A 25,390-nucleotide genomic window follows, 5' to 3' on the forward strand; every position below is an offset into this window, starting at 1 on the left:
CGCCCTGTTGTGGGGGGTGACCCCTTGGTTGTTGCGCGGTTTGTCCGCGTTCAATTATTGGGGCGGCCAGACCCAGGGAGCGGCGGCCTTGCGGCTGTCGCGATAGCTCTTGATGGCCCCTGCCCGCGAAGCGGTCAGATCGATGTCGTCCCAGCCGTTGATCAGCTTCTCACGCCAGATCTCAGGCAAGTCGAATTGGTAGGTCTGGTGGTCAAGGCTGACCATCTGGACATTCAGATCGATGTGGATTGCGGCGGTGCCCGAACCCAGGCGGCTCAGCATCGCCTCGATTGTTTCTTCGGGCAGCACCAGTGGCAAAAGCTGGTTGTTGACCGCATTGCCGCAGAAGATATCTCCAAAGCTTGGCGCGATAACCACCCGAATGCCGAAATCGACAAGCGCATAGACCGCGGCCTCGCGTGATGACCCGGAACCGAAATTGCGCCGCGCGACGAGAACGCTGGCAGCCGGATGCCGGTTGAGTGGAAAATCAGAAATCTGCTCTCCAGCGCCATCGTGGCGCATGTCATGCAAAAGGAAAGAGCCATAGCCCTTGGAACGTGGCACCGACATGAAGCGCGCAGGAATAAGCTGATCCGTGTCGACACTCTCAAAAGGCAAGGCGACCGCCTGCCCTTCATGCGCTGACCAGCCGCTCATGCCCGCCCCTCCAGCAGCGGCCGCACATCGCACAGGGTTCCGGTAACCGCAGCCGCTGCAACCATTGCGGGACTCATCAGGTGCGTGCGTGAACCCTTGCCCTGCCGGCCCTTGAAATTGCGGTTGGTCGATGACGCGCAGCGTTTCCCCGGAGCCACCAGATCACCGTTCATTCCGACGCACATCGAGCAGCCGGAATCCGTCCACTCGAGGCCCGCATCGGTAAAGATTCTGTCAAGTCCCTCCTGCTCCGCCTGCCGCTTGACCAGGCTCGAGCCCGGCGCAACCAATCCCGAAACCCGCGCCCGCCGTCCCTTCAGAACGGCAGCCGCGAGACGCAGATCCTCGATCCGGCCATTGGTACAGGACCCGATGAACACCTGATCCACCGGCGTGCCAGCGAGCGGACGTCCGGCAGCAAGCCCCATATAGTCGAGTGCCTCGCGTGCCCGTTCAGCCCGCGCGCCCTCAAGCCGTGCCGGGTCGGGCAGTGTTGCGGTGATCGGCAGCGCTTCCTCGGGACTGGTGCCCCAGGTCACGGTTGGCGCGATCTCCGCGGCATCAATCGACACTTCATTGTCGAACTGAGCAACGCTGTCGCTCGGCAATTCGCTCCAGGCCTCGACCGCACGATCCCAATCGTGCCCTGCGGGTGCATAAGGCCGCCCTTTGAGATATGTAAATGTAACGTCGTCGGGCGCCACCATGCCAAGCCGCGCGCCACTCTCGATCGAGAGATTGCACAGTGTCATCCGCCCTTCCATGGACAGGCCACGCACCGTGGAACCGGCATATTCGATCGCGTGGCCGCGCCCACCATCCGCGCCAAGATGGGCGATCAGGGCAAGCGCCAGATCCTTTGCGGTGACGGCTGCGCCTAGATGGCCTTCAACACTGACCCGCATTGATTTCGGACGAACCTGCCAGATCGTCTGGGTTGCGAGCACATGGGCGACATCGGTCGCGCCGATGCCAAAGGCCAAAGCGCCCAGCGCGCCATGAGTCGAGGTGTGGCTGTCTCCGCAATTGACCGTCAGGCCCGGTAGGGTCAGCCCCTGCTCTGGCCCAAGCACATGGACAATGCCCTGCTCAGGATCATTGAGGCCGAACAGCCGCACCCCATGTGCCCTTGCATTGTCTTCGAGCGTCGCGATCATCCGCTGGATGTCGCCCTGCGGCAATGATTGCCGGCTGCGGGTTGGCGCGTAATGATCAACCACCGCAAATGTCAGAGCCGGCTCGGCGAGCGTGCCACCGCGGGCGGCAAGCCGGGCAAATGCATGATGAGATCCTTCATGCACCAGATGCCGGTCGACCCACAGAAGCGACGCGCCGTCCGCACGGCGGGTTATTTCGTGCGCGCTCCAGAGCTTTTCGAACAATGTCCGCGACGTCATTCGGCCGCCTCTTGTGTCGCGCCAGGATCAATCACAGGCTCCCAGCGGCGGCTGTCCTCAGACCCGACACGATCAAGCGTCATCTCCAGACGGAAAAGGTCCGGCCGGTAAAGCGCCGACAAATACTCCACACCGCGTCCGTTTGTGTCATGCACCACACGCCGAATCGAAAGCAGCGCCGAACCGATTTCGACGCCGAGCGCTTCGGCAACATCGGGCGCGGCCAGCGTGGCGCTGACCGACTGATGCGCATCGGCCACCTGCACCCCGGAGCGTTCCAAAAGCCGGAACAGCGGCGTCGTGGCGAGGTCTGACTCGGTGTAACTCGCGGCAATTTCTTCAGGAACATGCGTTGTCAGATGCGAAAACGCCTTGCCGTCAATCAAACGGACGCGGATCGCTGTTTGCACTCTGGCGCCTTCAGGCAATGCCATGGCCGACGAGACGATCTGTGACGCAGGGCCATAGGAGAACGACAAAAGCCGCGCTGTGGTGCTCTGCCCCATCTCCACGAGTTGCGGCATCAATGTCGCAAAATCCGCCGTCACCTGTCCCCCGGCATCATCAAAAGCACGTACGGTGGTGCCGGAGCCGGCGCGGCGTTCGATCAACCCATCGGCCTCCAATGCCTCCAAGGCCCGTCGAATGGTGATCCGGCTGACGGAGTGAATTTCCGCCAACTTCTGCTCGCCTGGCAACAGGCTTTTGGCCTGAAAGGTCCCGTTCAGTATCTCGTCGCGCAGCAACAGATACACCCGCCGGGCCTTGCCGCCATCAGGTAATCCCGTGTTTTGCTTCACCGCCACGCACAGACCTCCAAAGCCCGATTTTGTCGCGCAACCGTAACACCGGATTTCAGAAAATCAACAAACCTATCCACATAAAGATCAGAAATTTGCGGTTTCCACATACGAAAATCTGTACTATCAAACATACAGATTATTCATGGAGGTCGCGCTGTGCCTGTCATCGAAGCCCATTTGCTGGAAGGCTACTCGGAAGACGAGCGGCAGCGCCTTGCACGCGCGCTGACAGACGCCGCCTGCCTGGTGATTCCGGCCAATCCGGACGCCGTGACGGTGATGATCCGCGAAGTTCCAAAGGCCAACTACATGCGCGGCGGCAAAACCAGGACGCCTGCCCCTGCCCGATCCGATCCCTGCGACCAGATCCGCGCCTATCTTGCCGCCATGGAAGCACGCAACATCGGCACCGCGCGCTCCATGCTGGCGGAAGGCTTTGTCATGAACTTCCCCGCAGCCCCCGGCCTCAGGACACTTGAAGAGCTGATCGCCTGGGCGAAGCCCCGGTACCGCTTCGTCAAAAAAGCCTACGACAATTTCGAGGCATTCCAGCAAGGCCAGGCCACCATCATCTATGCAACGGGGACGCTCTATGGCGAGTGGCCTGATGGCACTGCCTTTGAGAACATCCGCTTTATCGACCGTTTCGAAATGAGCGATGGCAAGATCACCCGGCAGGACGTCTGGAACGATATGGCTGAAACAAAGGCAAACCTGGCAAGAGCGCACAACTGACATGAGCATAGACCCGATTACCCTGGCTGTTCTGGCCGGACGCATGGAACAGATCGCCGACGAGATGGACGCAACTCTGTTCCGTGCGGCGTTCAACCCGATCATCGCCGAAGCCCATGACGCCAGTCACGGCCTTTACCATGCCGTCACCGGCGACACGCTGGTGCAAGGCAAGTCCGGCCTGCCGATTTTTGTTGGCGTGATGTCCTTTGCGGTCAAGGCGGTGATCGACAAAGTGGCCGAAACCGGCGACCTCGCCGACGGCGACATTTTCATCTTCAACGACGCCCATCTGGGTGGCACGCACCTATCCGATATGCGGCTGGTGCGCCCGTGTTTTCATGACGGAGAGCTGTTTTGCTGGCTGGCCTCGGTCGGCCACTGGCATGATGTGGGTGGCGCAGTACCGGGCAACTACAATCCAGCCGCCACTGACGCCTTTGCAGAGGCTTTTGTGCTTCCACCGGTGCGTCTGGCCCGCGCCGGAGAAATCAACCAGGACATCATCGACATCCTGCTGCGCAACACCCGTCTGCCGCAATCCGCTCAGGGCGATCTGAACGGGCAGCTGGGTGCGCTGGATCTTGGTGTGAAACGGATGGACGAGCTGCTCGCCGAATATGGCCCGGGCACCGTGGGATCCGCTCTCGATGCGCTTGGTGACCGTGCCGAAGCACTGATGCGCTGCGAACTAACCGATCTCCCGGATGGCCGCTGGGAAGCCGTCGACTATCTCGACAATGATGGCATTGTCGATGAGCCGCTTGCCATCCGGGTTGCACTGACCATCGCGGGAGACCGGATGGAGCTCGATTTCGAAGGCTCGGCGCCGCGTTGCGCAGGCCCGGTCAACATTGCCCTGCCAACAGCAGTGGCCACCGCCTATGTGGCCATAAAGCATATCTTTCCCGCCCTTCCGGCCAACGCCGGTGTGATGCGGCCGATCACCGTGAAAATCCCGCAAGGCTCGCTACTTGCCGCAGAGTTCCCTGCCCCCGTCGGCGGCTACACCGAAACCATCCTGCGAATGATCGACGCCATTTTCTCGGCCATGGCCCAGGCTGCGCCCGAGCGGGTTGTCGCCAATGCCTATGGCACCATCAATGCCCTTTCGATTGCCGGCAAACGCAAGAACGGCCAGCCCTGGGTGATGTTCTCCTTCTATGGCGGCGGCCATGGCGGAACACCCGAAGGCGACGGGCTCAATCACGGCAATGCACCGATTTCCACTGCAACGATCCCGCCTATGGAGATCCTCGAAGCCGCCTATCCGGTGATGTTCAAACAATGGGCCTTGCGGCCTGACAGCGCCGGGGCGGGAGCCCAGCGCGGCGGCCTGGGCGCGGTCTACGAGATCGAGGTTCTTGAAGACAACGGCGCCGAAGCGTTCCTTTTCGGCGAGCGCGGCCGCTTCGCCCCGCAAGGCGTCGCCGGCGGCGCTGAGGCCGCAATGAACGTGTTCTCCTACGAGCAGGCCGATGGCTGGCACCATCCGCCGATGGCTTCGAAGATGCGCGGCATTCGCCTCGCAAAGGGCGAGAGTGTCAGACTGGAAACACCCGGCGGCGGCGGTTACGGGCCCCCGTCAAGCCGCAGCCCGGAAAGGATCGCACGCGATGTGGCCCTGGGACTGCTGAGTGAAGACGCTGCAACGCAGCAATATGGCAGTGCATGGAAAGAGGGCCGCTGATGTCCAACGGAACAATGATCGGCGTGGACGTCGGCGGCACATTCACCGACGTCTTCGTGCTCGATGAACAAAGCGGCGAAGCGCGGGTGGCGAAGGTGCCCACCACAAGGCCAGACCAGTCAGGCGGGTTTCTCGACGGCATAAGCCAGCAGGTACCCGATCTTTCGACCGCCGCAGTCGTCGTGCACGGCACCACAGCGGGAACCAACGCCCTGCTTGAACGCAAGGGCGCCAAGATCGGGGTCATCACCACCCAGGGGCTGCGCGACATTCTCGAAATGCGCCGCCGCGACCGGCCGCGCACCTGGGGATTGCGTGGTGACTTCGAGCCCGTCGTCCCGCGCGATCTGCGCCTTGAAGTGCCTGAACGCACCCTTGCCGACGGAACCATCCGGACCGGGGTTGATCTTGAAGCCGTCCGCCATGCAGCCCAGACCCTGCTCGATGAAGGCTGCGTTGCGGTGGCGGTGCTGTTCGCCAATGCTTACGCGAACGCTGAGAACGAAAAACGCGCAGTGGAAGCGGTCCGGGCGATCTGGCCAAACCCGCATGTATCCGCAAGCCACGAAATCCTGCCCGAGATCCGCGAATATGAGCGCTTTTCCACCACCGCGCTCAACGCCTATCTTCAGCCCGAGGTGTCAGGGTACCTGGATCGGCTGGAAACCGCGCTGACGGGTGGCGGGTTTGATGGAGAGTTCATGATCGTGCAATCCAATGGTGGCGTGATGGCGGTCGACACCGCCTGCCGCCTGCCAGTCCGGACAGCACTGTCAGGCCCGGCAGCAGGCGTCATCGCGGCCGCCTATATTGCACAGACCGCAGGCTTTCCCGACGTCATCACCGGCGACATGGGCGGCACCTCTTTCGACGTGTCGTTGATTGCCGGCGGCCAGTCGATGCTCAGTCCGCAAACCTCGATCGACTTCGGTATGGTGGTCCGCACGCCGATGATCGAGATCACCACCATCGGGGCCGGTGGCGGTTCCATCGCCTGGGTCGACAAGGGCGGTATGCTCAACATCGGCCCCGAAAGCGCTGGCTCCAACCCGGGCCCTGTCGCTTATGGCCTTGGCAACACACGACCGACGGTGACCGACGCCAATGTGGTGCTTGGCCGGATCGATCCCGACAACCCCATTGGTGGAAAACTGACACGCCTCGATGTTGAGGCAGCCTCGGCAGCCATTGACGCGCATGTCGGCGAACCGCTCGGACTCTCCACCGTCGAAGCGGCCGATGCCATCCTGCGGGTCGCAAATTCACGCATGGCCGGCGCCATCCGCCTGGTCAGCATCGAACGCGGATTTGACCCCAAACGCTTTGCCTTCATGCCATTTGGCGGTGGCGGTGCATTGCACACAGCCGCCATGATCGATGATGTCGGACTGGCGCGCGCCATCGTGCCCCGCTACCCGGGTGTGACCTCGGCCATGGGCTGTGTCATCGCCGACATGCGCCAGGATTTCGTTCAGACCATTAACGTCCTCTGCGATCATCTCGACGAGGCGGCGTTGGCAGCCTTCCTCGATGACCATGTGACCCGTGGCCATGAGCTGCTCAAGGCGGCGAGGACCCGGTTCGAACGCACCGATATTCTGGTCGAACTCGACATGGCCTATCTCGGCCAGACCCATACGGTTGCGGTTCCCCTGAAGCTTGCCCTGGATGGCAGAAAGCCGATTGCGCCGACGAAGTCTGACATCACCGACGCCTTCGATGAAGCTTACAAGGCAGCCTATGGCCGCCTGCTCAAGAACGGGACAAGGCGGGTGATGAACCTGCGCACATCGGTCATCGGGCGACGACCAAAATTCGATCTGTCGACCCTTGCTCCCAGGACCGGGAGCGTGCAAGGCGCCCACAAGGCGAACCGGCAGGTGTTCTTTGCAAATGAATGGCGGGATACGATGATCTACGACCGGCTCGCCCTGCCCGTTGGCGCTGTGATCGAAGGCCCCGCAATTCTGGAACAGCCCGATACCACAGTGCTGGTCGATCCCGGTCTCAAGGCAACAGTTGATGCCTTTGGCAACACGATTATTGAACGAGTGGAGGGTTAGAACATGGCAGACAGCACCCGTCTGGATCCGGCGCGGACCGCGCTTCTGACGATCGATCTCCAGAACGACTTTCTCCACCCTGATGGTGCCTATGGCCGCGCCAACCAGACAGCGGAGTCGATCACAGCACTGCCGGAACGCATAGTGCCCTTGCGCAACGCACTAAAAGCAAAGGGCGGCACCTATTTCAGCGCCCAATTCACCCTGATTCCCGGACCGGATGGCGAACCCCTGATCGCACCGCATCTCAAGCAGTTGCGGCCGTTTCTTGCCAAGGGCGACTTCGCACCGGGCAATTTTGGCCATGATCTCGTTGATCCGCTGAAGCCGGCGAATTACACGATCGAAAAGGTCGCCTACTCGGCATTTTACCAGACCCGGCTCGAATACATCATGCGGGCGCTAGGCATCGACACCTTGCTGATCGGTGGCATCGTCACCAATGGCGGCGTTGCCAGCACCCTGCGCGACGCCCATCTGCGCAACATCGACACCATTCTTTTGACCGACGGATGCGCAGCCTTCAAGGACGCGGTTCATCAGGCCACGCTGCTGTCGCTGTCATCACTTGGCAGCCAGATGACCTGTGCGCAGGCCACGGCGCTGGTGGAGTGCGCAGCATGAGCCTGAAATCACGCCTTGCCGGATCTGATATCCTTGTCGCTCCGGGCGTCTATGACGGGCTGACCGCAACCCTTGCCCAGCAAGCGGGCTTTGAAGCCCTTTATCTCTCCGGCGCCGCCGTCGCCTACACACGGCTGGGAAGGCCCGATATCGGCCTCACCTCCGTCTCCGAGATGACCGACACCATGATGTTGATCCGTGACCGGGTCGACCTGCCGGTGATCATCGATGCCGACACAGGCTTCGGCAACGCGCTCAACGCGCAGCGCACCATGCGGCTTTATGAGCGGGCGGGCGCCAATGGACTGCAGGTGGAAGACCAGACCTACCCGAAGCGCTGTGGTCATCTGGCGGACAAATCACTGATTTCAAAATCCGAAATGGCCAGCAAAATCGCTGCCATGGCCGATGCGCGGTTGAGCAGCGAGACGCTGATCATCGCCCGCACCGATGCAATCGCCGTGGAGGGCTTCGACGCAGCCATCGACCGAGCGGAAGCCTATCTGGAAGCAGGCGCCGATGTGCTGTTCATCGAAGCGCCACGCTCAGGCACCGAATTGAAACGCGTCGCCGAAACCTTTCGCGGCCGCGTACCGCTGCTTGCAAACATGGTTGAAGGCGGCGCAACCCCGATCCGCAATGCAGGCGATCTCGAGGCGCTTGGCTTCGACATCGTCATCTTCCCGGGCGGCATTGTGCGCGCCTTGGCCCGCGCCGCGCAGGACTACTATGGGTCGCTCAGGACGAACGGATCAAACAGCCCCTTTGCCGACCGGATGTTCGACTTCGACGGACTGAACGGCGTGATCGGAACTGCCGACATGCTGGCACAAGGCCGCCGTTTTGACGGAAACGAAGAGCAATGAGCGACGTCGGGTCCTTACCGGCCTTCGACTTCGAGGTGCAAACCTTGATCGTCGGCGCCGGGGCCGCGGGCCTGACAGCCGCCCTCGCAGCGCATGAAGCCGGACAGCAGGTTCTGGTGATAGAGGCCGATGCTGTTCCCTCCGGCTCCACCGCGTTGTCAGCAGGCCTGATACCGGCGGCCGGAACACGCTTTCAGCAGGCCGCGGGTATCGATGACACTCCAGCGCTCTTTGCCGCCGACATCCAGCGCAAGGCGAAGCTGGAAAACGATCCCGCACTGGTCGCCGCAATGGCGCAGAACGCAGCCCCGGTCGTCGAATGGCTGAGTGAAAGCCATGGATTGCCGTTTTCCCTGGTCACCGATTTCGATTATCCCGGTCACGCGCGGCGGCGCATGCATGGCCTGCCGTCGCGCTCTGGCCGGGAACTGATTGACCGGCTGCGTCAGGCCGCTGAAAATGCCGGGATCGATATCGTGTGCAACCGAAGGGCCACCGCCGTCCATGCCCAAGCGAACCGTGTCACGGGCCTCACCGTGCAAGCGCCTGACGGCGTGGAAACCATTGCCTGCCAACGGCTGATCCTCGCCTGCAACGGCTTTGGCGGAAACCGTGAAATGGTTGCACGTTATATGCCGAAGATCGAAAATGCCGTCTGGTTCGGCCATGATGGCAACCGCGGCGAAGCTGTCGAATGGGCCGAAGCGCTGGGGCTTGAAACCCGCAGCCTCGGAGCATTCCAGGGCCACGGCAATGTCGCCCATCCCCACGGTATCCTGATCACCTGGGCTGTGATCATGGAAGGCGGCATTCAGGTGAACACAAACGGTCAGCGCTTCTGGAACGAGGCGCAAGGCTATTCCGAAGCCGCGCGCGCTGTTCTGGCGCAGCCCGGCGGCGTGGCCTGGGCTGTGTTTGACGCCCGCATCGCAGCAATCGCCCGCCAGTTCGAGGACTTCAAACAGGCCGAGGCTTCAGGCGCGGTCCGCATGGCCGAAGATGTCGCGGCGCTGGCAGAGGCAACCGGACTGCCGCAAGCCAATCTGTGCGCCACTCTTTCCGAGATCCCGCAAGGACAAACCGACAGGTACGGACGCAGATTTGGCGAAACAAGGCTGACGCCGCCCTATGCGGCGGTCAAGGTGACCGGGGCGCTGTTTCACACCCAGGGCGGGATCGCTGTCGATCCGCCAACGGCGCGTGCCCGCCTTTCCGCGGGCGGCCTGATGGAAAATCTCCACGCAACCGGTGGTGCCGCTTGCGGCGTATCGGGCACGGGCGACAGCGGTTACCTGTCGGGCAACGGCCTGCTTTCGGCCGTCACCCTTGGTTGGATCGCGGGCTCCCGGTCCGGTTAGCCAACACCAGCAATGTCAGTAGACACTAACCAAAACCGTGGCCGTCATCTGCCCCATGCCCGCGGATCAGGAGACTGTGGTGCTTGCGACAATCGAATGGGGCAGAACAAACAAATCGTTGGCGGGCTTGATGCCCACACGCAGCCGGCACCCGAAGGTTTCGGAGAGAGCTGCGTCGCTCATGACAGCGTCGGGCGTGCCCGACGCCACGACATTGCCGCTGGCCAGGAGTGTGACACGATCGGCAAACATGGCGGTCAGATTCAGATCATGCATGACCGCAATGACACCACCGCCACGCCGCGCATAATCGGTTGCCAGTTCCATCACGCCGATCTGATGCCTGATGTCGAGGCTCGACACAGGCTCGTCTAGAAACAGCCATCGTGGACCATGCACATTCACCGGCTCCCAGATCTGGCAAAGGACGCGCGCCAATTGCACGCGCTGGCGTTCGCCGCCTGACAGCTCCTGGTAGAACCGCCCGGCAAACCCGGCAAGATCGACGGTTGCCAATGCTTCTGCCACCCGCCGGTCACGGGAAACGCGGTCGACCGGTGCCCCCGCCTTGGCAGAGAGACCGATGCGCACGACTTCGGCCACCGTGAATGGGAAGCTCAGCGTTGTCTCCTGAGCAAGAACCCCACGCTTTGCAGCCATCTGATGGGGCTTCAGTCCGCCAATGTCCTCACCGTTCAGCCGGATCGTTCCTTCATAGGTCAGGTCACCGGACAACGCCTTCAGGAGCGTCGTCTTTCCCGAGCCGTTCGGCCCCGCGATGACGGTCACGCAGCCAGCCTTCGCCTCGAACGAGATGTCGCGAAGGATCGGGTTGCGGCCGTATCGAACGGTCAGATTTTCAGCTTCAATCATGGCTGAACCACTCACAGGTCAAGTATCCCGCGCCGACGCAGCAGGATCCAAAGGAAGAACGGCGCACCGATCGCAGCAGTGACAATGCCGATCGGCAATTCGGCCGGCTGTACAACGGTTCGGCTGATGCAGTCGGCGAGGATCAGAAAAACCGCCCCGAGCAGCCCCGAAGCCGGTATCAGGTAACGGTGGTCCGGACCAATCGAGAGCCTGAGAACATGCGGGACGATGATCCCGACAAAACCGATCCCGCCCGAAACCGCAACGGAAGCTCCCGTGGCAGCTGCAATGGCAAAGATCGCAACGTTCTTCACACGCTGCAGCGGGACACCCATGTGCACAGCCGCAGCTTCCCCGAGAGCAAGCGCGTTCAGCCCGCGTGCCAGATAGAGCGTAAGCAGAAGCGACGGCAACAGGATCGGGATCACGGAAACCACCTTTTCCCATGTCGCGCCGGCCAGCGATCCAAGGCCCCAGAAGGAAATTTCCCGCAATTGCAGATCATCAGCCACAAAGATCAACAGACCGGTCATCGCAAGCGCAAACGCCCCCAGGGCGATACCGGCGAGGAGCATTGTCGCCACCGAAGTGCGGCGCTGCCGGGTGGCAATGGCATAGAGAATGTAGGTTGAGGCAAGGCCACCCAGAAACGCAGCAAACGGCAGAGCGTTGGTGCCCACAAGCTGGGCGTAGGGTGCAAGCACCGTACCGCCCAGCACGATGATTGAGACCGCACCCAGGCTTGCCCCTGCCGACACTCCAACGATTCCCGGATCCGCCAGCGGATTCCGGAACAGTCCCTGCATCACCGCGCCTGAAATGGCCAATGCCGCACCGATCAATGCGCCCATGATCACCCGCGGCAGACGGATATTGGTGATCACCATCTGATCGACCGCTTCCAGCCCCTGGCCGTCATCAAGGCCTGCCCAGATCATCAGAATGCGCAGTGTCGGCGCGTCAAACGCGCCGAACTGCAGGGCAAACCCCATCGTGACAACCAGCAGGACCAGCAGGCCCGCGAGTGCGACCCTGGCCCGCAGGGACCGGTCACCTTCGAGAGAGGGCTGACCGCGTGCAGCGGTCTGCTTGTGATTCAACCGCTGAAGCATGGTCAGTTGCCCGCAGCAGCAGTGTCGCCGTAGAGGATTTCACTCAATTCGTGCGCGGCAGCAGCGGTTCTCGGACCGAAGCCGAGGATGAAAAGACCATCCATTGCCACCACTTTGCCTTCCTTGCCTGCCGGGGTTGCCATGATCGCGGGATGCGCAAGCACGTCCGCGTCACTGGATTGATCACCGCCACCGCGCATCCTCAGGATCAGCTCAGGCGCCGCTTCAATGACGGCTTCATTGGAAACCGGTTTGTAACCATTGACGTCGGCCATGGCATTGACGCCACCCGCAAGGGAAATGATGCCATCGGCATGGGTGTGGCTGCCACCGGCCATCAAACGGCCGCCGGCGGCCGAAAGCAGAAACATCACCTTGCGCTTGTCGGTGATTCCCTCGGCCGCAGCCTGTGCCGCAGCCAGTTCGGCAGCCGTTTTCGCAGCAAGCTCTTCGCCTGCCTCTTCGCGCCCCAAGGCGCTGGCCGTCGCCCGAATCTTCCGGATGATCGAATCATTGTCATAACCATCGGGGATGACCACAACCGGAATCCCTGCCTGCTTGATGACGCTGGCCGCCTCCGGCGGACCAAAGCCTTCAAGCGCAATGATCATGTCGGGATTGACCGACAAGACGCCCTCGGGCGAAAGCTGGCGGATATAGCCAACATCCGGCAGTTCACCCGCAGCGCTCGGAAAGGAACTCGTACTGTCACGCGCAATCAAGCGGTCTTCCTCGCCGAGTGCATAGACGATTTCGGTCAAGGAACCGCCAATGGTGACGATCCGGTTCGGTTCATCGGCGAAGGCAGGCACGGCGCTCGTTCCCGTACCGGCCAGGGCCGCGATCAAGCAACCGCCCAAGAGCAAACGGCGGCGGCCCAGCTTCACGGACGCTCTCATTTATGCAGCCCTCTCGGTTTGGACGCGGGGCAACTGTTCCATGATCATGCGCCATCCATCCCGCTCGTCCTGCCCTTCGACCCGCTTGCCAAAGAACTGAACGATCAGCTCGCCAGCCGCGTCATAGGCTTCAAGCGACGTGACGTGCCCCTTGTCGGTGGGTTTGCGGACGGCCCAGACCTCTTTCACGTGGTCCTGACGCAAATGCAGGTTGAAGCCGGGATCAAGAACATTGAGCCAAGGTCCCATATCCTTGATGGTCTCCACAGGCCCTGAATGGATCTGGATGCAGCCCCGATTGCCAACAAAGCACATGATCGGCAGCTTTTCGTTTGCCGAAAGCCGGAGCATCGATCCAACAGCAGAAGTATCAATCTGCCAGGCGAACTCCTCACCGACACTGCGGACCGCATCAATGCGGTCAATGCCGAGCTTCTTGAGAATAAACACGAACTGGTGGGTGTCCGTCATGCGGCTCCAGCGATCGCGCAATTCGTCGGCTGAGAACTCGGTTTTCGGATCTTTCTCGGAAACCGGCTTGGCTTCGAGCGCCAGCGAGGCCGACTGGTCCTCATGGGCAAAGACGTTGACCAGGTCGCGCCACGCGCCAAGGTCTGTGCTCGGCCGCGAATGGATCTTGTGAACGGCCTCCCCATGGGCATCGAAGAACTGCAGGCTGTGCCGCACGTTATCGCCGTCACGCGTTTCCACCGCGAAAGCATGGACCCAGTGCTTGGCAAACATCCGCATGTCTATGGTTTCACCGAGCATCATGGCCGCATGTTTGCCGGAGTGAAACTTGTCATAAACGCCGATTTTCTCATGCACGGCACTGTCGTTTCGGGTCAGCGCCATGACTTCGCCCAACCCTTCCAGAGCGGTGAAGATCAGGTCAAAATCAACCCGCAAACGGGTCGTGCCTTCGCCACACCAGGCGGCAACATATTCCGCCTCGGTAATGCCGAGAGAGGTTGCCAGGTCGCGTGCACGCATTTTCGGGTTGTCGGCCTGCGCCGCACGAATCGCCGCAGGTTCGAGTGTGTTTGCCATTGCCGAAGCCTCTTACTTGTTGAGAATCAGTTTGCCTTGCCGAGTGATCTTCAGCCGGTAGAACGTCCCCTCATGCACAAGCCCGATCTCGTTCGACGTGCCAAACAGCTGCTTGCTGTCGAAGACCGGTGTCTGAGGTGCAATGGAAGCTTCGATCGCATGTGCGGGAACATGCGCCGGAATATCTGCGCGCGCCTGATCGGGCTGTCTCTTGGTGGTGTTCATGCTGGGATAATCCCTCGTCTCGCTGGGCTGGCGGCATGCTGGCTGGGCGAGGGTTGATGGTCGTTCGTTATATCTTGACAAGAATTATCATGTTTTATATCGAACGCAATAGTGGAGTCAAACTTTCATGAAATTGCGCCCACATCAATAAAGCCAGCAAGCCTCCGGCCAGCCAGCACTCGACGAATTTTCAGAGAGGATAGGTTTATGGATATGGCGAAGCGGAACGGCCCCCATCTGGCCTCGGCGCTGGCACTGATGTTGGCATTCGTTTTTCAACCGGCCGCTGCCGAGGAAACCGCCACGTCTCAAGGCCTGTCGCTCGAACTCAACCGCCTTGAGCAAAACGGCGCGGCTTGCCGTGCCACCCTTGTCGCCAAAAACGGGTTTGAGAACAATCTCGACGAGACCGCCTTCGAACTTGTGATGTTCGACAAGGCTGGTCTGATCAGCCTGATGACCGTGTTTGATTTCGGCGCTTTGCCTGCCGGCAAGACCCGGGTTCAGCGCTTCGACCTGCCGCAAACATCGTGCCCAGATCTGACGCGCATTCTCATCAATGGCGTATCGCGCTGCGCCGGCACTGGCATCGATGTTTCGCGATGCGAGATGAACCTTAGCACCAACAACCGTGCCGGAATTGTATTCGGCCGCTGACCTTTGAAAGGCATTCCCGATGCCCATTAATAGCAACCTGATTGCGCAGATTGGCGCATTTCTCAGTCTCGGCGGCCCCGTCGTTTCAATCCTTATCGTGGTCTCGATCCTGAGCCTCGCTGTGATTCTGTTGAAGTTCTTCCAGTTCGCACGCGCAGGCATTGGCGCGCGCAGCCGCTCAGAACGCGCTGTCGCGTTGTTTGTGTCCGGACGTGTCCGCGAAGCCCATGATTTGGCTGCACTGGGCCGCAATCCGACTGCCGTAATCGTTGCCCAGGCCATCGAACTGGTGATGGCAAAACGGCTGGACAAGCAGGCCATCGAAGAACGGCTCACCCGCATCGCGACAACACGGCTCCACGAGTTGCAGTCAGGCTTCCGCTTCCTGGATTCGGTTGCCCAGCTTGCGCCGCTCATGGGCCTCTTCGGGACCGTGTTGGGCATGATCGAGGCTTTCAAGGATTTGCAATCCGCCGGCGATGCAGTCGATCCGTCGCTGCTGGCCGGAGGCATCTGGGTCGCGCTGCTGACAACCGCCGTGGGGCTGGCCATCGCAATGCCGGTCTCGCTGATCCTCGCATGGTTCGAAACCCGTGTCGAAAGCGAGCGCGTTGCCGTTCAAACACTCACCACAGACATCCTGACGGGCGTCAGCCCGGTCGTGTCTGAAGCCCCCTCAAGGGAGACTGTCGGGGAGCCACAGCTTGCAAGTTGACCTCCCAGTCCGGCGCCAATCCAGGCTCTCGCTCACTCCGCTCATCGACGTCATCTTTCTCCTGCTGCTCTTCTTCATGCTGACCTCTACCTTCTCGCGTTACTCCGAGATCAGCCTGGCAGGCGGCGGCAGCGGAGAGGCAAGCGCGGCGTCACGCCCGGACGTGATCCTCTCTGTGGCTGAAGGCGAACTCAAGCTCAACGGCAACCTGGAGCCACTGGCATCGGTCGCTGACCGACTTGGGGAACTGAAGGACGCCGGAGCGGAGCGTCTGTTGATCATCGTCAGCCCCCATGCCGTGGCTCAGGATTTCGTCTCCGTCATGGCCGAGGTCAATCGCTCAGGAATGCCGGCAACCGTTGCGAGACAACAACGATGATTCGCATCTCGCCCAAGCGAACATCGCGCAAGCCGGAAAACACGATCGCACTGATCAATGTCGTGTTTCTGATGCTGATCTTTTTCCTTGTCGCAGGCACCCTGGCACCATCACCGGACCGCAATGTGGACTTCATCACGCTCGCCGCGAAAGATCCGGCGGCACCACCGGATATGCTTTACATCCGCGCCGATGGAACCCTGACCTGGCGCGGCAATCAACTGCCCATGACAGAACACGTCCAACGCTGGCAAAACCTGCAGAGTACGGAGACGGACCCAGTGCCGTTGCGGATTGCCGCCGACCGCTCCCTGCCCGCGCTCGATCTTCTCGATACGATTGACGAACTTCGCAAAGCTGGCGTCGACCAACTTACCCTGATAGCGGAACGGCTACCTCAATGAGACTGACCCGTAATCAACTCCTGACCACCATCGCGCTCTCGCTGGCAGTCCATGTGGCCGGCGCCGCAGTCTTTATCCCACGCCAGGAACAGATGGCGATTGCCGGCGGTTCGGCGGCAAGTCAGCTCATAATCGGAACCGCCTTCAATGACAGCGTGATGGCAGGAGAAACCGGCGAGGTCATTGAACCGGTTGACGCAACCGATGACGTTCAACCCGTTGCGACGCCGGTTGCTGAGACTTCGACCGTCGAACCCGTTGAGACGGTGGAACCGGTCACCCAAACCGACATTGCCCACACCCCATCGGAGGTTCTTCCGCCAAGTGAGGAAACGCCGGACTTGATGACCACGGCGTCTGCTTTGCAGCCGCTCATGCCTGTGACCGAGGAGCCGGCGCTTGTTGCGTTGCCCCCCGAACCGGTTGCCAGCGAGGCCCCGGCGGAAATCGCTGCTGTTTCCCCGGTCAACGAAATCAAGCCGGCAGAACCGGATATCCCACAACCTGCCAACGTGCCGGTGCCGGTTGCGCGCCCGGAACCACCGGAGACCAGGGTAGCGCAGGTCACGCCGCCCAGACCGGCGCCGAAAAAAACCGAGGAAAAACGCGCTACCGCCAAACCCAAAGCGCGGGGCGACGGCGGCGCGCAGCGGACAACCGCCAGCCGGTCGGCAAGCGGCTCAGCGACAGCCAAACGCAACACCGCCGCCGGCAATGCCGCTGTTTCCAACTACCCGGGAAAGGTCGCTTCCAAGCTGCGCCGGTCGCTGCGGTATCCACGCGAGGCCAAGCGTGAGCGGATAAGAGGGGAAGTCGTCGTGTCTTTCTCCGTCTCGGCCAATGGCGGCGTCAGCCGGGTCCGAATCGCACGAAGCTCCGGTCATTCAATTCTCGACAATGCCGCTAGAGAAGCCGTGCGACGTGCCGCCCCCTTCCCGCGGATCCCCGCCGGTGCCGGCCGTTCGAGCTGGACCTTCTCGGTCCCACTCGGATTCACCCGTTAGACTTCGTCCGCTTGCAGGATCCTGGCCGCGCCTCACACACTTGCCGTTGCGTTGGCGAACCATCATTCGGTGTCGATAAAAACGCTCACACTTGCCGCACGGCCTTCGGCGTCCATCACGGTCAACGTTGAGGCGCCAGCGCCGTCCGGTGTCCAGTTGATGGTCTTTCGGCTGCTAGGGCGTTGCACCGGCGCACCATTGGCAATCAGACGGTATGGGCCTTCTCCACCCTGCAGCTTGATCACCAGCGGCGCAAGACGGCCCGAACCGCGCGCGTTCAATGCGACACGGGCGCCTTGCGGCGGATAAACGATACGGGGCGGTGGGGAAGCGCCCGCGACGGCCACCCCGGTCTCGCCACCAGAGCCAAATTTTCTCAGCGCGAAAGGCAGATCCCCTCGGCCGCGAACCACCAGACCCGGCGGCGGTGACGGGAACGCGACCGGCTTGATCCCGGTGCGCACAAAGGCATCAAACAGAAGTGGTGCCGCTGTGGATATTCCGGACATCCCCGGCACCGGAGCCGCATCCGCCCGCCCCACCCAGACCCCAAGCACGTGACGTCCGTCGAACCCGATCGCCCAGGCATCGCGATAGCCGTAAGAGGTCCCGGTCTTGTAGGAGATCGCAAGTCTCGGCGAATTCTGTGGCGCATCCACACCGGCCAGAATATCGGCAACCCGCCAGCTTGCCTGGCGGTCGAGAACCGGGTGCTCGAGCCGCAGCAACGGTTCGTCACCGTCGCTTCCGGAACCGCCGCTGCCGTCAACAAGGGCCAGCGCTGTACCGCCATTGACGAATGATGTGTAGAGCTGGACCAGATCGCGCAAGCTCACCCCTGCCCCGCCCAGGCCAATGGCAAGACCCGGCGCGCCTCCCGGCGGCAAATCCAGTTCGATGCCGCCGCGCCTGAACCGCGACAGCAGCCGTTGCGGCCCAACCGCTTCAAGCAGCCGGACCGCCGGCACATTGAGCGACATCTGCAATGCCTCAATGAGGCTGACTTCACCCACATAATCGCGGTCGAAATTGCGCGGACGGTAACCGGCAAAATTGGCCGGCGCGTCGTCGATCAAGGTTTGCGGATCGGCAATCGCATCCTCGAACACAAGCCCGTAGATGAACGGTTTGAGTGTCGATCCCGGCGAGCGCACCGCGCGCGTCATGTCGATCGCGCCTGCGCGTGCGGCATCGAGATGCCAGGTCGAACCGACGGAGGCAAGCACCTTTCCGCTTCGCCCATCAGCAAGCACTATGGCAAGCGACAGTTTTGGCCCAAGCCGCGGCGCAGATTCCCGGGCCAGATCCTCCAGTCGGGCCTGCAACGCCCGGTCAAGTGTAAGCATAACTTTACGACTGTCCGGTTGAGCGCCGAGCGCGCGGTCGGCCAGGTGTGCGGCAAGATCGGGCATCGCACGGCGCCCGGTTGAGATGGCCGCCGCCGAGGCCCGCATGATCTCGCTGGACGGAATCAGCCCGGCCGTGCTCATCCGCTCCAGCACCCGGTTGCGTGCCTTTTCGGCAATAGCGCGGTTGCGGTCCGGGCGCCGCGCTTCCGGCGCCTGCGGAAGCGCCACAAGCAAAGCGGATTGCGACAAGGAGAGTTTCTTGGGTTCACGCCCGAACCAGGCGAGACTTGCAGCACGGACCCCTTCGATATTGCCGCCATAGGGCGCGAGAGTGAGATAGAACTCCAGGATCTCCTCCTTGCCCAACCGCCGTTCGATCTGGAGCGCACGCGCCATCTGCCGGAGTTTTGCCGGCAGCGACCGCTTGGCACGCGGTTCGATCAGCCGCGCCACCTGCATGGTGATCGTCGAGCCGCCAGAGACAATCCGCCCGCCATTGCCAATGAACTGGGCGCCGGCCCGCAGCATTGCCAGCGGATCGACGCCAACATGGCTGAAAAAGCGCCGGTCCTCATAGGCAATCAGCATCTTGATGTAATCCGGATCGACTTCCTCAAGATCAACCGGCAGCCGCCAATACCCGTCCCGCGTGGTAAAGGCGCGCAACAACTCGCCGTCCCGGTCCACCACCTCGCGCGACATCTCCCGTGCAGCATCGAGCGGTGGCGGATAGGCCCGATCTGCCTGGTCCAGGCCCCAAAGCGCCAAACCACACAGCAGCAGCAAGACCGCGCCAGACAATGCGGCCCGTGCCGCAATTCGCTTCACAGCTTTGGCGCGAACGCGGATCATGGCGCGCCCAGCACCTCCAGCACGCCCGTCGCAGTACGCGCGGCAAGTTCAGGCCGGTACATGTCCTCAACCACGGCTGCCGGTTGGGCATAGATACCGGGCGTGACCGCCCGCACCACATAGGCCGCGCGGAATGCCCGGTCGGAGGACGCCCGCCGGTCAAAGGCTGCCATGAAGCGGTCGCTTCTAAACTCCGCATGGCTCGCCGAAACGCCCCCGAGCCAGGGCAAATTGCCAAGCTCGGCGCTGCCCACAAGCCGCGGATTGTCGATCACGAAGCCGGCTGGCAGAAGGTCCGTGACTACCACCCGCGATGTCCAGGCATTGATCTCGCGCATATCCAGCACCACGAGATAGCGTTCATTCTGCCGCGCCTGGGCAATAGATGCAGGCTGGCCATCCAGCGTGTAATAGCTGCGGTTGATCTCAAACCCGGTGCCTCCGGCGCTCAATGGCTGCGCCGGTGCGGCGATGGTGGTCACCACCGCGTCAACCGGGTCTGCGCCCTGATTGACGATGGTCAACGGATCGGCGGCGATCTCCTCACCGCTTCTGCGGGCCTCGTAGGCTCCCGCATAGGTCTGGCCGTTGATGTTAACGCTGATAGAGCGATTGCCCGCGGCCACGGCACGCGCGGCGAGCACCATCCAGGCGTTTTCCTGAGTGCTGGTGGATTGGCGTCCGGATCGCGCGTCACTGACGAAGCGGATCAGCTCAGGCACGATCCCGGGCGTGGGAGTGGATTCCGCCGCCAAAGCCAGCATCGCCGCGCCATCACGCAGGTTCGAGCCGTAATCGTCACGCCCGCCCACCAGGCCGGCGGTCGAACGGGCGTGCGCGAAGGCTGAGCGAAAACTCTCATTGGCCCTTTGCTGGTCCCCGTAGAGCGAAAGCGCAGCACCGATCTGGGCCCGTGCCAACGGTTGCGCAAAAGCATCGATCTGACTGTCCGAGTAATAGCGCAAATCAGTGGCGGCCGCCTTGCGGTTGCGTGCCAGCACATAGAGCGCATAGGCGATGCCACTGCCCTCAGAACTCACATCCGTGACATAGGAGAGCGTGTTCGACAGATTGTCGAGCGCCAGCCTGCTGGCCACCAGCGGCACCGAAAATCCCTTCTCCTGCGCACGCGTCAGAAAGTCGGTGACATAGGCATCAAGCCAGAGATCACCCGACCCCGGCCCCCAGAGGCCGAAACTTCCCGAAGCTGCCTGATAGCCAACAAGCCTTGCGATCGCGGCGTTGATCCGCTCGCGCATCGCGTCAGCATCATCTGACCGGTCTATCCCGCCCAGATCGCTCAGATACAGAAGCGGAAGCGCCCGGCTCGCGGTCTGCTCAGCGCAGCCATAGGGGTAACGGTCGAGTTCCATCAGCAGAGAGGCCACATCAAACGCCGCGTTGCGGGTCAGACCGACGGTGACCGACGCACCGTCCAGCAGACTCTCGGCAAGCAACTCGCCATCAATGCGCAAGGTTCCGCCATTGGCGGCCAGGCTGATGACGCGCTTGGTCGTCACCGGCATCGCCGCCGGCCGCACATCAATCTGCTCCTGCCGGTCAAGTTCCAGATCATCCGGCCCCGTGAGCGCGATGGTCAGGCTGTCGGCCCCGGTTGAAAGCCCTTCAAGCGGCAGCACCAGGCTGGCGCTGGCGCCGGTCAGAAGTTCAACCGAGCGGCGTGTGTCCACCCCGGGGCTGACACGGCCCGAGGTCGTGAACACCTCAAGCTCGTAGACGCCTGCAGGGCCATCGGTGTTGGCAAGCTCGACAAGCATCTGCGACCGGTCCCCGGGCGCAAGAAACTGCGGCAGGCTTGCGCTGATCACCACCGGATCGCGCACAATCACATCGCGGCTCGCATGTCCCAGGCCCTTGCGGCTCCAGGCCACCGCATTGACACGCACGGTGCCGTTGAACTGCGGCATGTCGAAACGCACCGTGGCCGTTCCATCATCACCGACCTCGACAGGCCCTTCGAAGAAGGCCACCAGCTTCTCGCGCGGCGGAGACCCTTCAGAGCGCATCATCGGTCCATCGCCACCAGTCCGGATCCTCCCCGTAACGCCGGACGAACCATCAATAAGGCGGCCATAGAGATCGCGGATTTCAAGCCCCAGCGCGCGCTGGCCAAAATACCAGTCCTCCGGGTCAGTACTTTGGTGTCGGGTCAGGTTGAGGATGCCGACATCCACGGCCGAGACACTGACAAAGGCTTTTTCACCCGCCGCCAGTCCGGCAATCTGGATCGGAACCTCGAATGTGCCACGTGGGCGGGTCTGTTCGGGCAGATCGAGTGCGACCTGCAATTGCCGTTCGCCCGGATCAACCGCAAGCCATTTGACCCCGATGGCACGCATCGGCATGCGCGATGATTCCACATCCGAAGGACGGTAGAGTGTCGCGGTCACATAGGCGCCCGCTCCCCAATCCTCGGTGATCTCCAGCGGAATGGTGGCGCCGCCCTCACCCACCGTTGCGGTGAGAGTTGTGATCAGGCGTTCCGACCCAACCGTGATCAGGACCTCTCCGGAGAACCGCGGTGAAATCCGCAATTGCGCGGTTTCGCCAACGGAATATTTGTCCTTGTCGAGTGCGATTTCGAGCCCGTCCGGGGTTTCGATCGATTTCGCCTCGACATACCATCCCGCATCAAACAGTACGCTGGTTTCAGCGCCGGCATCGCCAATCAGGTCAAACCGGTAACGGCCCCAGTCGACCTTCGCAGCGAGTGGGATGGCGTCAGCACGCGACAGATCGATTTCGCCATCAGCGATTTCGGTGGTGAAATCAACAACTTCGTAATTCCAGGAATCGCCCTGACGGTACCATTGGTAGTTCCGCTCGATCCGCACCAGCGACCATGAGACACCCGCCATGTCGATGCGCGCGCCATCGGCATCGATGGCGATAACACGGAACGCGGCCTCGCTGCCTTCGGCCACCTGGCCGTCGTCAAATTGCGGATCCACACCGATATGCGGCGCCTCAGAGGCGACAGCAAGGTCCACCGCTCTCTCCACGGCGCGGCCACCACCTTCAGAAGCCCGGACCGTGACCTTTGCGGTCAAAAACTGCGTGGTTGACGGCAGCGCCTCGAGATCCGCCAAAACAACAGCTTCGCCTGCCTGGTCAAGCAAGGGCAGATTGTCGAGAGCTATCCGGGTGGACTCGAACTCCTCATCTGCAAGGCCAAACTCATAGCCCGGATAGGAATCAAGTGTGCGGCTACGGCCGAGTAGAATCTCACCTTCAGTTCTGAGCCCGCCCGCGGGTGCTCCGTAGAGATAGCGGCCGGTAACGGCAATTTCAGCGGCCTCGCCGGGAGACACCACACCCTCACTCGCATCAAGTTCGATTTCGATCCGGTCCGGCTGGAAATCTTCGACCAGGAATGTCACCTCGGCGATTGCAGGCCGCTTGGGATCCATGTGCAAGGCCGCACGCCATCCGCCCTGCATTGCGTTTTCCGGCAGGTCAATTGCAAGCGCATGGCCGCCAAGCGCAGCGCCGTCCGAGACTATGCGCCGGTCTTCAAAACCGTCGGGACGCTGAAGAATGACGGTCAGCGGCAGATCAGCCAATGCTTCCGTGCGGCCATCGCGCGCAAGCGCATTGAGGAAAACGGTCTCACCGCCGCGGTAAATCCCGCGCTCGGTCCAGGCCATGACATCCACTCCGCCCGGAGACGTACGCCCGGTTACGCCACGATCGGACAGGTCGAACCCGCCGCGCGTGAGATCGAGAAACACGAAATCTCCCTCGGCTCCCTTGGCAAGCAGCGCTGCCGGTGCAAGACCCGCCAACCCGCGGATCAGACCGGGTTGGAACACCGCACGGCCATTGGAATCGGTGATGGCTTCGCCCAGGATTTCATTGTTGCGGGCAAGCAGCGTGAGCGACACATCACCCAGCGGCTTGGCCGAGGCTAGCGAGCGCAAAAACACCGAAAGCCCGTCTTCACCCGCGAACGTGCTCATCCCGATGTCGGAGACCACGAACCATTGCGTGGCACGCGGACCCCAATCCTCGCTCTTGTCCCCCAGCGGCTGCGCGGTAATGACATAGACCCCGGATTGACGCTCGGGCAGTATCGTGTCGACAGGAATGCTGGTCACCACCTCACGGTTTTGTTCCATGGCGATGTCAACCGATCCCTCCCAGACCGGTTCGCCGACATCCTGTTTGATCGTCTCGATCGAATAAGTGTTGAGATCGCGCAAGAAGTCGGACCCGGTGAGAACCTGGGCCAAGGCGCGCTCACCCACACGGTAGAGCTTCAGAACAGCAGAAGGCGCGTTGATGCTGACCAGCGGGATGCCCTGCCTCGACTTTGCCGGCAGCACGAAGTTGGACCCCGTAAAGCGGGCGGAAGGCGATCGATCGCGCACATAAAGCGACAGCTCGACAGGCGCTTCAAGGGACTCGTCAACCGAAGACGGCAGTCCCTGACGCAGCACCACACGGTAACGCTGGCCATGGCTGAGGCCATTGGCGCAAATCTGGCGGGCCTCAGTTTCAATCGCCACGTCATCGGAAGCATCGATGCTGATGAAATCCGAATAATCCTGGCCTCTCACCAGGTCCTCGGAAAACTGGACGCAGACACGCGGCGTCTGGCTTTCGGCGTCAATCGAGGTGTTGATCACCCGAAATCCCTGCCGGGACCGAAGATCGGCATAGGTTGCGCGCAGCGCGGGGATCTCGCGCAACTCAAGGCTGGCGCTATAGGCGGAAAGCGCCGGACGCCAGATCTGTAACCCCTCGAGCGCCATGCCCATAACGGCAAGCGCATCCGCGCGCGTATTTGTTGACCTGGACGTTTGATAGGCATTGATCGCCGCCGACACCGCCGTTGAGCGCATCTGACGCGCCAGATTGGCGTCAGCCGGCTGATACCCTGTCATCACGCGCGCGAGCTCAGCCCAGGTGGCGCTGCGATCAGGATCGGCGGCAGCAGCGATGGCGAAATTGCCGATGGAAACGTCAACGTCACCTGTGGCAATCGTTGCCTCAGCCAGCCGCAAAAGTGCGTTGGCGCCCTGCGCACTGGCCCCGGCGTGGCGCGCAATGATGCGCTCCCGGTAAGCGCGCGCCTGATCAAGCATCGAAGCAGAAAGGAAACTCAGAACCGGTGCAGCTCCGATATCCGGTTCACCGCCCGAAACCACCCGGCCTGCGACAGCACCGGCAAACGGATTGAGGGTGCTGTAGTCGGATTTGAGGAAACACCAGCCGGCACTTGTGTTGTAGGTAAACGCCCTGCACTGGCTGTCGGCGACACATGCGACCTTGCACTGATCAAGGGAAACATCGCGTTCGGTTCGCAAATCGAAACCGTAATAGTCCGCGTCTTGGGTTATCTCAATCCGTCGCTGGTTGTCCTGGGCAATCGCGTGGCCTGCAAAACCAAGAGCGCAAACAGCGAAAATAACTAAGCGAAACAAGGACATGAAATACCTCCTTCACCCGAGCCGTCAGGTGCAACCAAAACAGATCCGCGCCTCCCAACACCAAACCGGAACCAGATGGTGGATGACCAGTTCACCCCAAGAGTAGGACTGGATTGTGGCCCCGGGCAAGGAAATAGTCGTGAAGCAGCCAACCTGCCGATGAGATCAAACACGCACCATCATATTGCATCGCACAAGTGAAATGAGCTAAAAGAAATCTCA

General features: G+C 61.7%; 21 protein-coding genes. 11 read left to right on the plus strand and 10 right to left on the minus strand.

The window, feature by feature from the left end; genetic code table 11:
• Positions 1-54: 54 nt before the first annotated feature.
• The 3 genes from leuD to HPDFL43_RS10720 are packed head-to-tail and all read right to left on the minus strand — an operon-like array spanning position 55 to position 2,863.
• Complete coding sequence (gene leuD, locus HPDFL43_RS10710; RefSeq protein WP_007197351.1) at positions 55-660, minus strand: 3-isopropylmalate dehydratase small subunit; 606 nt, start codon at positions 658-660, stop codon at positions 55-57.
• On the minus strand, positions 657-2,057 hold the full coding sequence (gene leuC / locus HPDFL43_RS10715; protein WP_007197352.1) for a 3-isopropylmalate dehydratase large subunit: 1,401 nt from the start codon (positions 2,055-2,057) through the stop codon (positions 657-659). Before leuC ends, leuD begins: the two co-directional genes overlap by 4 nt.
• Complete coding sequence (locus HPDFL43_RS10720; RefSeq protein WP_007197353.1) at positions 2,054-2,863, minus strand: GntR family transcriptional regulator; 810 nt, start codon at positions 2,861-2,863, stop codon at positions 2,054-2,056. Before HPDFL43_RS10720 ends, leuC begins: the two co-directional genes overlap by 4 nt.
• A 153-nt stretch (positions 2,864-3,016) precedes the next feature.
• On the opposite strand from HPDFL43_RS10720, the gene HPDFL43_RS10725 reads away from it, so the two are divergent.
• Genes HPDFL43_RS10725 through HPDFL43_RS10750 form a run of 6 tightly spaced genes read left to right on the plus strand, consistent with a single transcriptional unit; the run spans position 3,017 to position 10,196 of the window.
• Positions 3,017-3,595 (plus strand): tautomerase family protein, encoded by a 579-nt coding sequence (locus HPDFL43_RS10725; RefSeq protein WP_007197354.1) that lies wholly within the window; start codon positions 3,017-3,019, stop codon positions 3,593-3,595.
• A 1-nt stretch (position 3,596) separates the two neighbouring features.
• A complete protein-coding gene (locus tag HPDFL43_RS10730) occupies positions 3,597-5,285 on the plus strand; it encodes a hydantoinase B/oxoprolinase family protein (protein WP_007197355.1) in 1,689 nt (562 codons plus the stop codon).
• Entirely contained in the window at positions 5,285-7,348 is a 2,064-nt protein-coding gene (locus tag HPDFL43_RS10735) for a hydantoinase/oxoprolinase family protein (protein WP_040449196.1), read from the plus strand. The genes HPDFL43_RS10730 and HPDFL43_RS10735 overlap by 1 nt, the downstream gene beginning before the upstream one ends.
• Positions 7,349-7,351: 3 nt before the next feature.
• Entirely contained in the window at positions 7,352-7,972 is a 621-nt protein-coding gene (locus HPDFL43_RS10740) for a cysteine hydrolase family protein (RefSeq protein ID WP_007197357.1), read from the plus strand.
• Positions 7,969-8,838, plus strand: coding sequence for an isocitrate lyase/PEP mutase family protein (locus tag HPDFL43_RS10745; protein WP_007197358.1), 870 nt, complete (start codon positions 7,969-7,971; stop codon positions 8,836-8,838). The genes HPDFL43_RS10740 and HPDFL43_RS10745 overlap by 4 nt, the downstream gene beginning before the upstream one ends.
• Positions 8,835-10,196, plus strand: coding sequence for an FAD-dependent oxidoreductase (locus HPDFL43_RS10750; protein WP_007197359.1), 1,362 nt, complete (start codon positions 8,835-8,837; stop codon positions 10,194-10,196). Before HPDFL43_RS10745 ends, HPDFL43_RS10750 begins: the two co-directional genes overlap by 4 nt.
• 66 nt (positions 10,197-10,262) lie before the next feature.
• Here the strand turns inward: HPDFL43_RS10750 and HPDFL43_RS10755 are convergent, their stop codons facing one another.
• Genes HPDFL43_RS10755 through hemP form a run of 5 tightly spaced genes read right to left on the minus strand, consistent with a single transcriptional unit; the run spans position 10,263 to position 14,355 of the window.
• Positions 10,263-11,069 (minus strand): heme ABC transporter ATP-binding protein, encoded by an 807-nt coding sequence (locus tag HPDFL43_RS10755; protein WP_040449197.1) that lies wholly within the window; start codon positions 11,067-11,069, stop codon positions 10,263-10,265.
• An 11-nt stretch (positions 11,070-11,080) separates the two neighbouring features.
• Positions 11,081-12,181 carry a FecCD family ABC transporter permease gene (locus HPDFL43_RS10760; RefSeq protein WP_007197361.1) on the minus strand — a complete coding sequence of 367 codons (1,101 nt, stop codon included), beginning with the start codon at positions 12,179-12,181 and terminating at the stop codon, positions 11,081-11,083.
• A gap of 2 nt (positions 12,182-12,183) precedes the next feature.
• Complete coding sequence (locus HPDFL43_RS10765; RefSeq protein WP_245271042.1) at positions 12,184-13,068, minus strand: heme/hemin ABC transporter substrate-binding protein; 885 nt, start codon at positions 13,066-13,068, stop codon at positions 12,184-12,186.
• Between the two features lie 12 nt (positions 13,069-13,080).
• Positions 13,081-14,130, minus strand: a complete 1,050-nt coding sequence (locus tag HPDFL43_RS10770) for a hemin-degrading factor (protein ID WP_007197363.1) — start codon at positions 14,128-14,130, stop codon at positions 13,081-13,083.
• Positions 14,131-14,142: 12 nt separating this feature from the next.
• Positions 14,143-14,355, minus strand: a complete 213-nt coding sequence (gene hemP / locus HPDFL43_RS10775) for a hemin uptake protein HemP (RefSeq protein WP_007197364.1) — start codon at positions 14,353-14,355, stop codon at positions 14,143-14,145.
• A gap of 213 nt (positions 14,356-14,568) precedes the next feature.
• Between hemP and HPDFL43_RS10780 the strand changes: the two genes are divergently transcribed.
• The 5 genes from HPDFL43_RS10780 to HPDFL43_RS10800 are packed head-to-tail and all read left to right on the plus strand — an operon-like array spanning position 14,569 to position 17,514.
• A complete protein-coding gene (locus HPDFL43_RS10780; protein ID WP_210165590.1) occupies positions 14,569-15,012 on the plus strand; it encodes a hypothetical protein in 444 nt (147 codons plus the stop codon).
• 19 nt (positions 15,013-15,031) lie between these two features.
• Complete coding sequence (locus HPDFL43_RS10785; RefSeq protein WP_007197366.1) at positions 15,032-15,727, plus strand: MotA/TolQ/ExbB proton channel family protein; 696 nt, start codon at positions 15,032-15,034, stop codon at positions 15,725-15,727.
• Entirely contained in the window at positions 15,717-16,106 is a 390-nt protein-coding gene (locus HPDFL43_RS10790; RefSeq protein WP_007197367.1) for an ExbD/TolR family protein, read from the plus strand. Before HPDFL43_RS10785 ends, HPDFL43_RS10790 begins: the two co-directional genes overlap by 11 nt.
• Positions 16,103-16,510 carry an ExbD/TolR family protein gene (locus HPDFL43_RS10795; RefSeq protein ID WP_007197368.1) on the plus strand — a complete coding sequence of 136 codons (408 nt, stop codon included), beginning with the start codon at positions 16,103-16,105 and terminating at the stop codon, positions 16,508-16,510. The genes HPDFL43_RS10790 and HPDFL43_RS10795 overlap by 4 nt, the downstream gene beginning before the upstream one ends.
• The gene (locus tag HPDFL43_RS10800) at positions 16,507-17,514 is read left to right on the plus strand and encodes an energy transducer TonB family protein (protein WP_007197369.1); all 1,008 of its coding nucleotides are present in this window, start codon (positions 16,507-16,509) and stop codon (positions 17,512-17,514) included. Before HPDFL43_RS10795 ends, HPDFL43_RS10800 begins: the two co-directional genes overlap by 4 nt.
• A 62-nt stretch (positions 17,515-17,576) precedes the next feature.
• Here the strand turns inward: HPDFL43_RS10800 and pbpC are convergent, their stop codons facing one another.
• Both pbpC and HPDFL43_RS10810 read right to left on the minus strand, forming a co-directional pair.
• Complete coding sequence (gene pbpC / locus HPDFL43_RS10805; RefSeq protein ID WP_007197370.1) at positions 17,577-19,715, minus strand: penicillin-binding protein 1C; 2,139 nt, start codon at positions 19,713-19,715, stop codon at positions 17,577-17,579.
• Positions 19,712-25,168, minus strand: coding sequence for an alpha-2-macroglobulin family protein (locus tag HPDFL43_RS10810; protein ID WP_007197371.1), 5,457 nt, complete (start codon positions 25,166-25,168; stop codon positions 19,712-19,714). Before HPDFL43_RS10810 ends, pbpC begins: the two co-directional genes overlap by 4 nt.
• Between the last annotated feature and the right edge of the window lie 222 nt (positions 25,169-25,390).

The sequence above is a fragment of the Hoeflea phototrophica DFL-43 genome (assembly GCF_000154705.2).
Taxonomy (GTDB): domain Bacteria; phylum Pseudomonadota; class Alphaproteobacteria; order Rhizobiales; family Rhizobiaceae; genus Hoeflea; species Hoeflea phototrophica.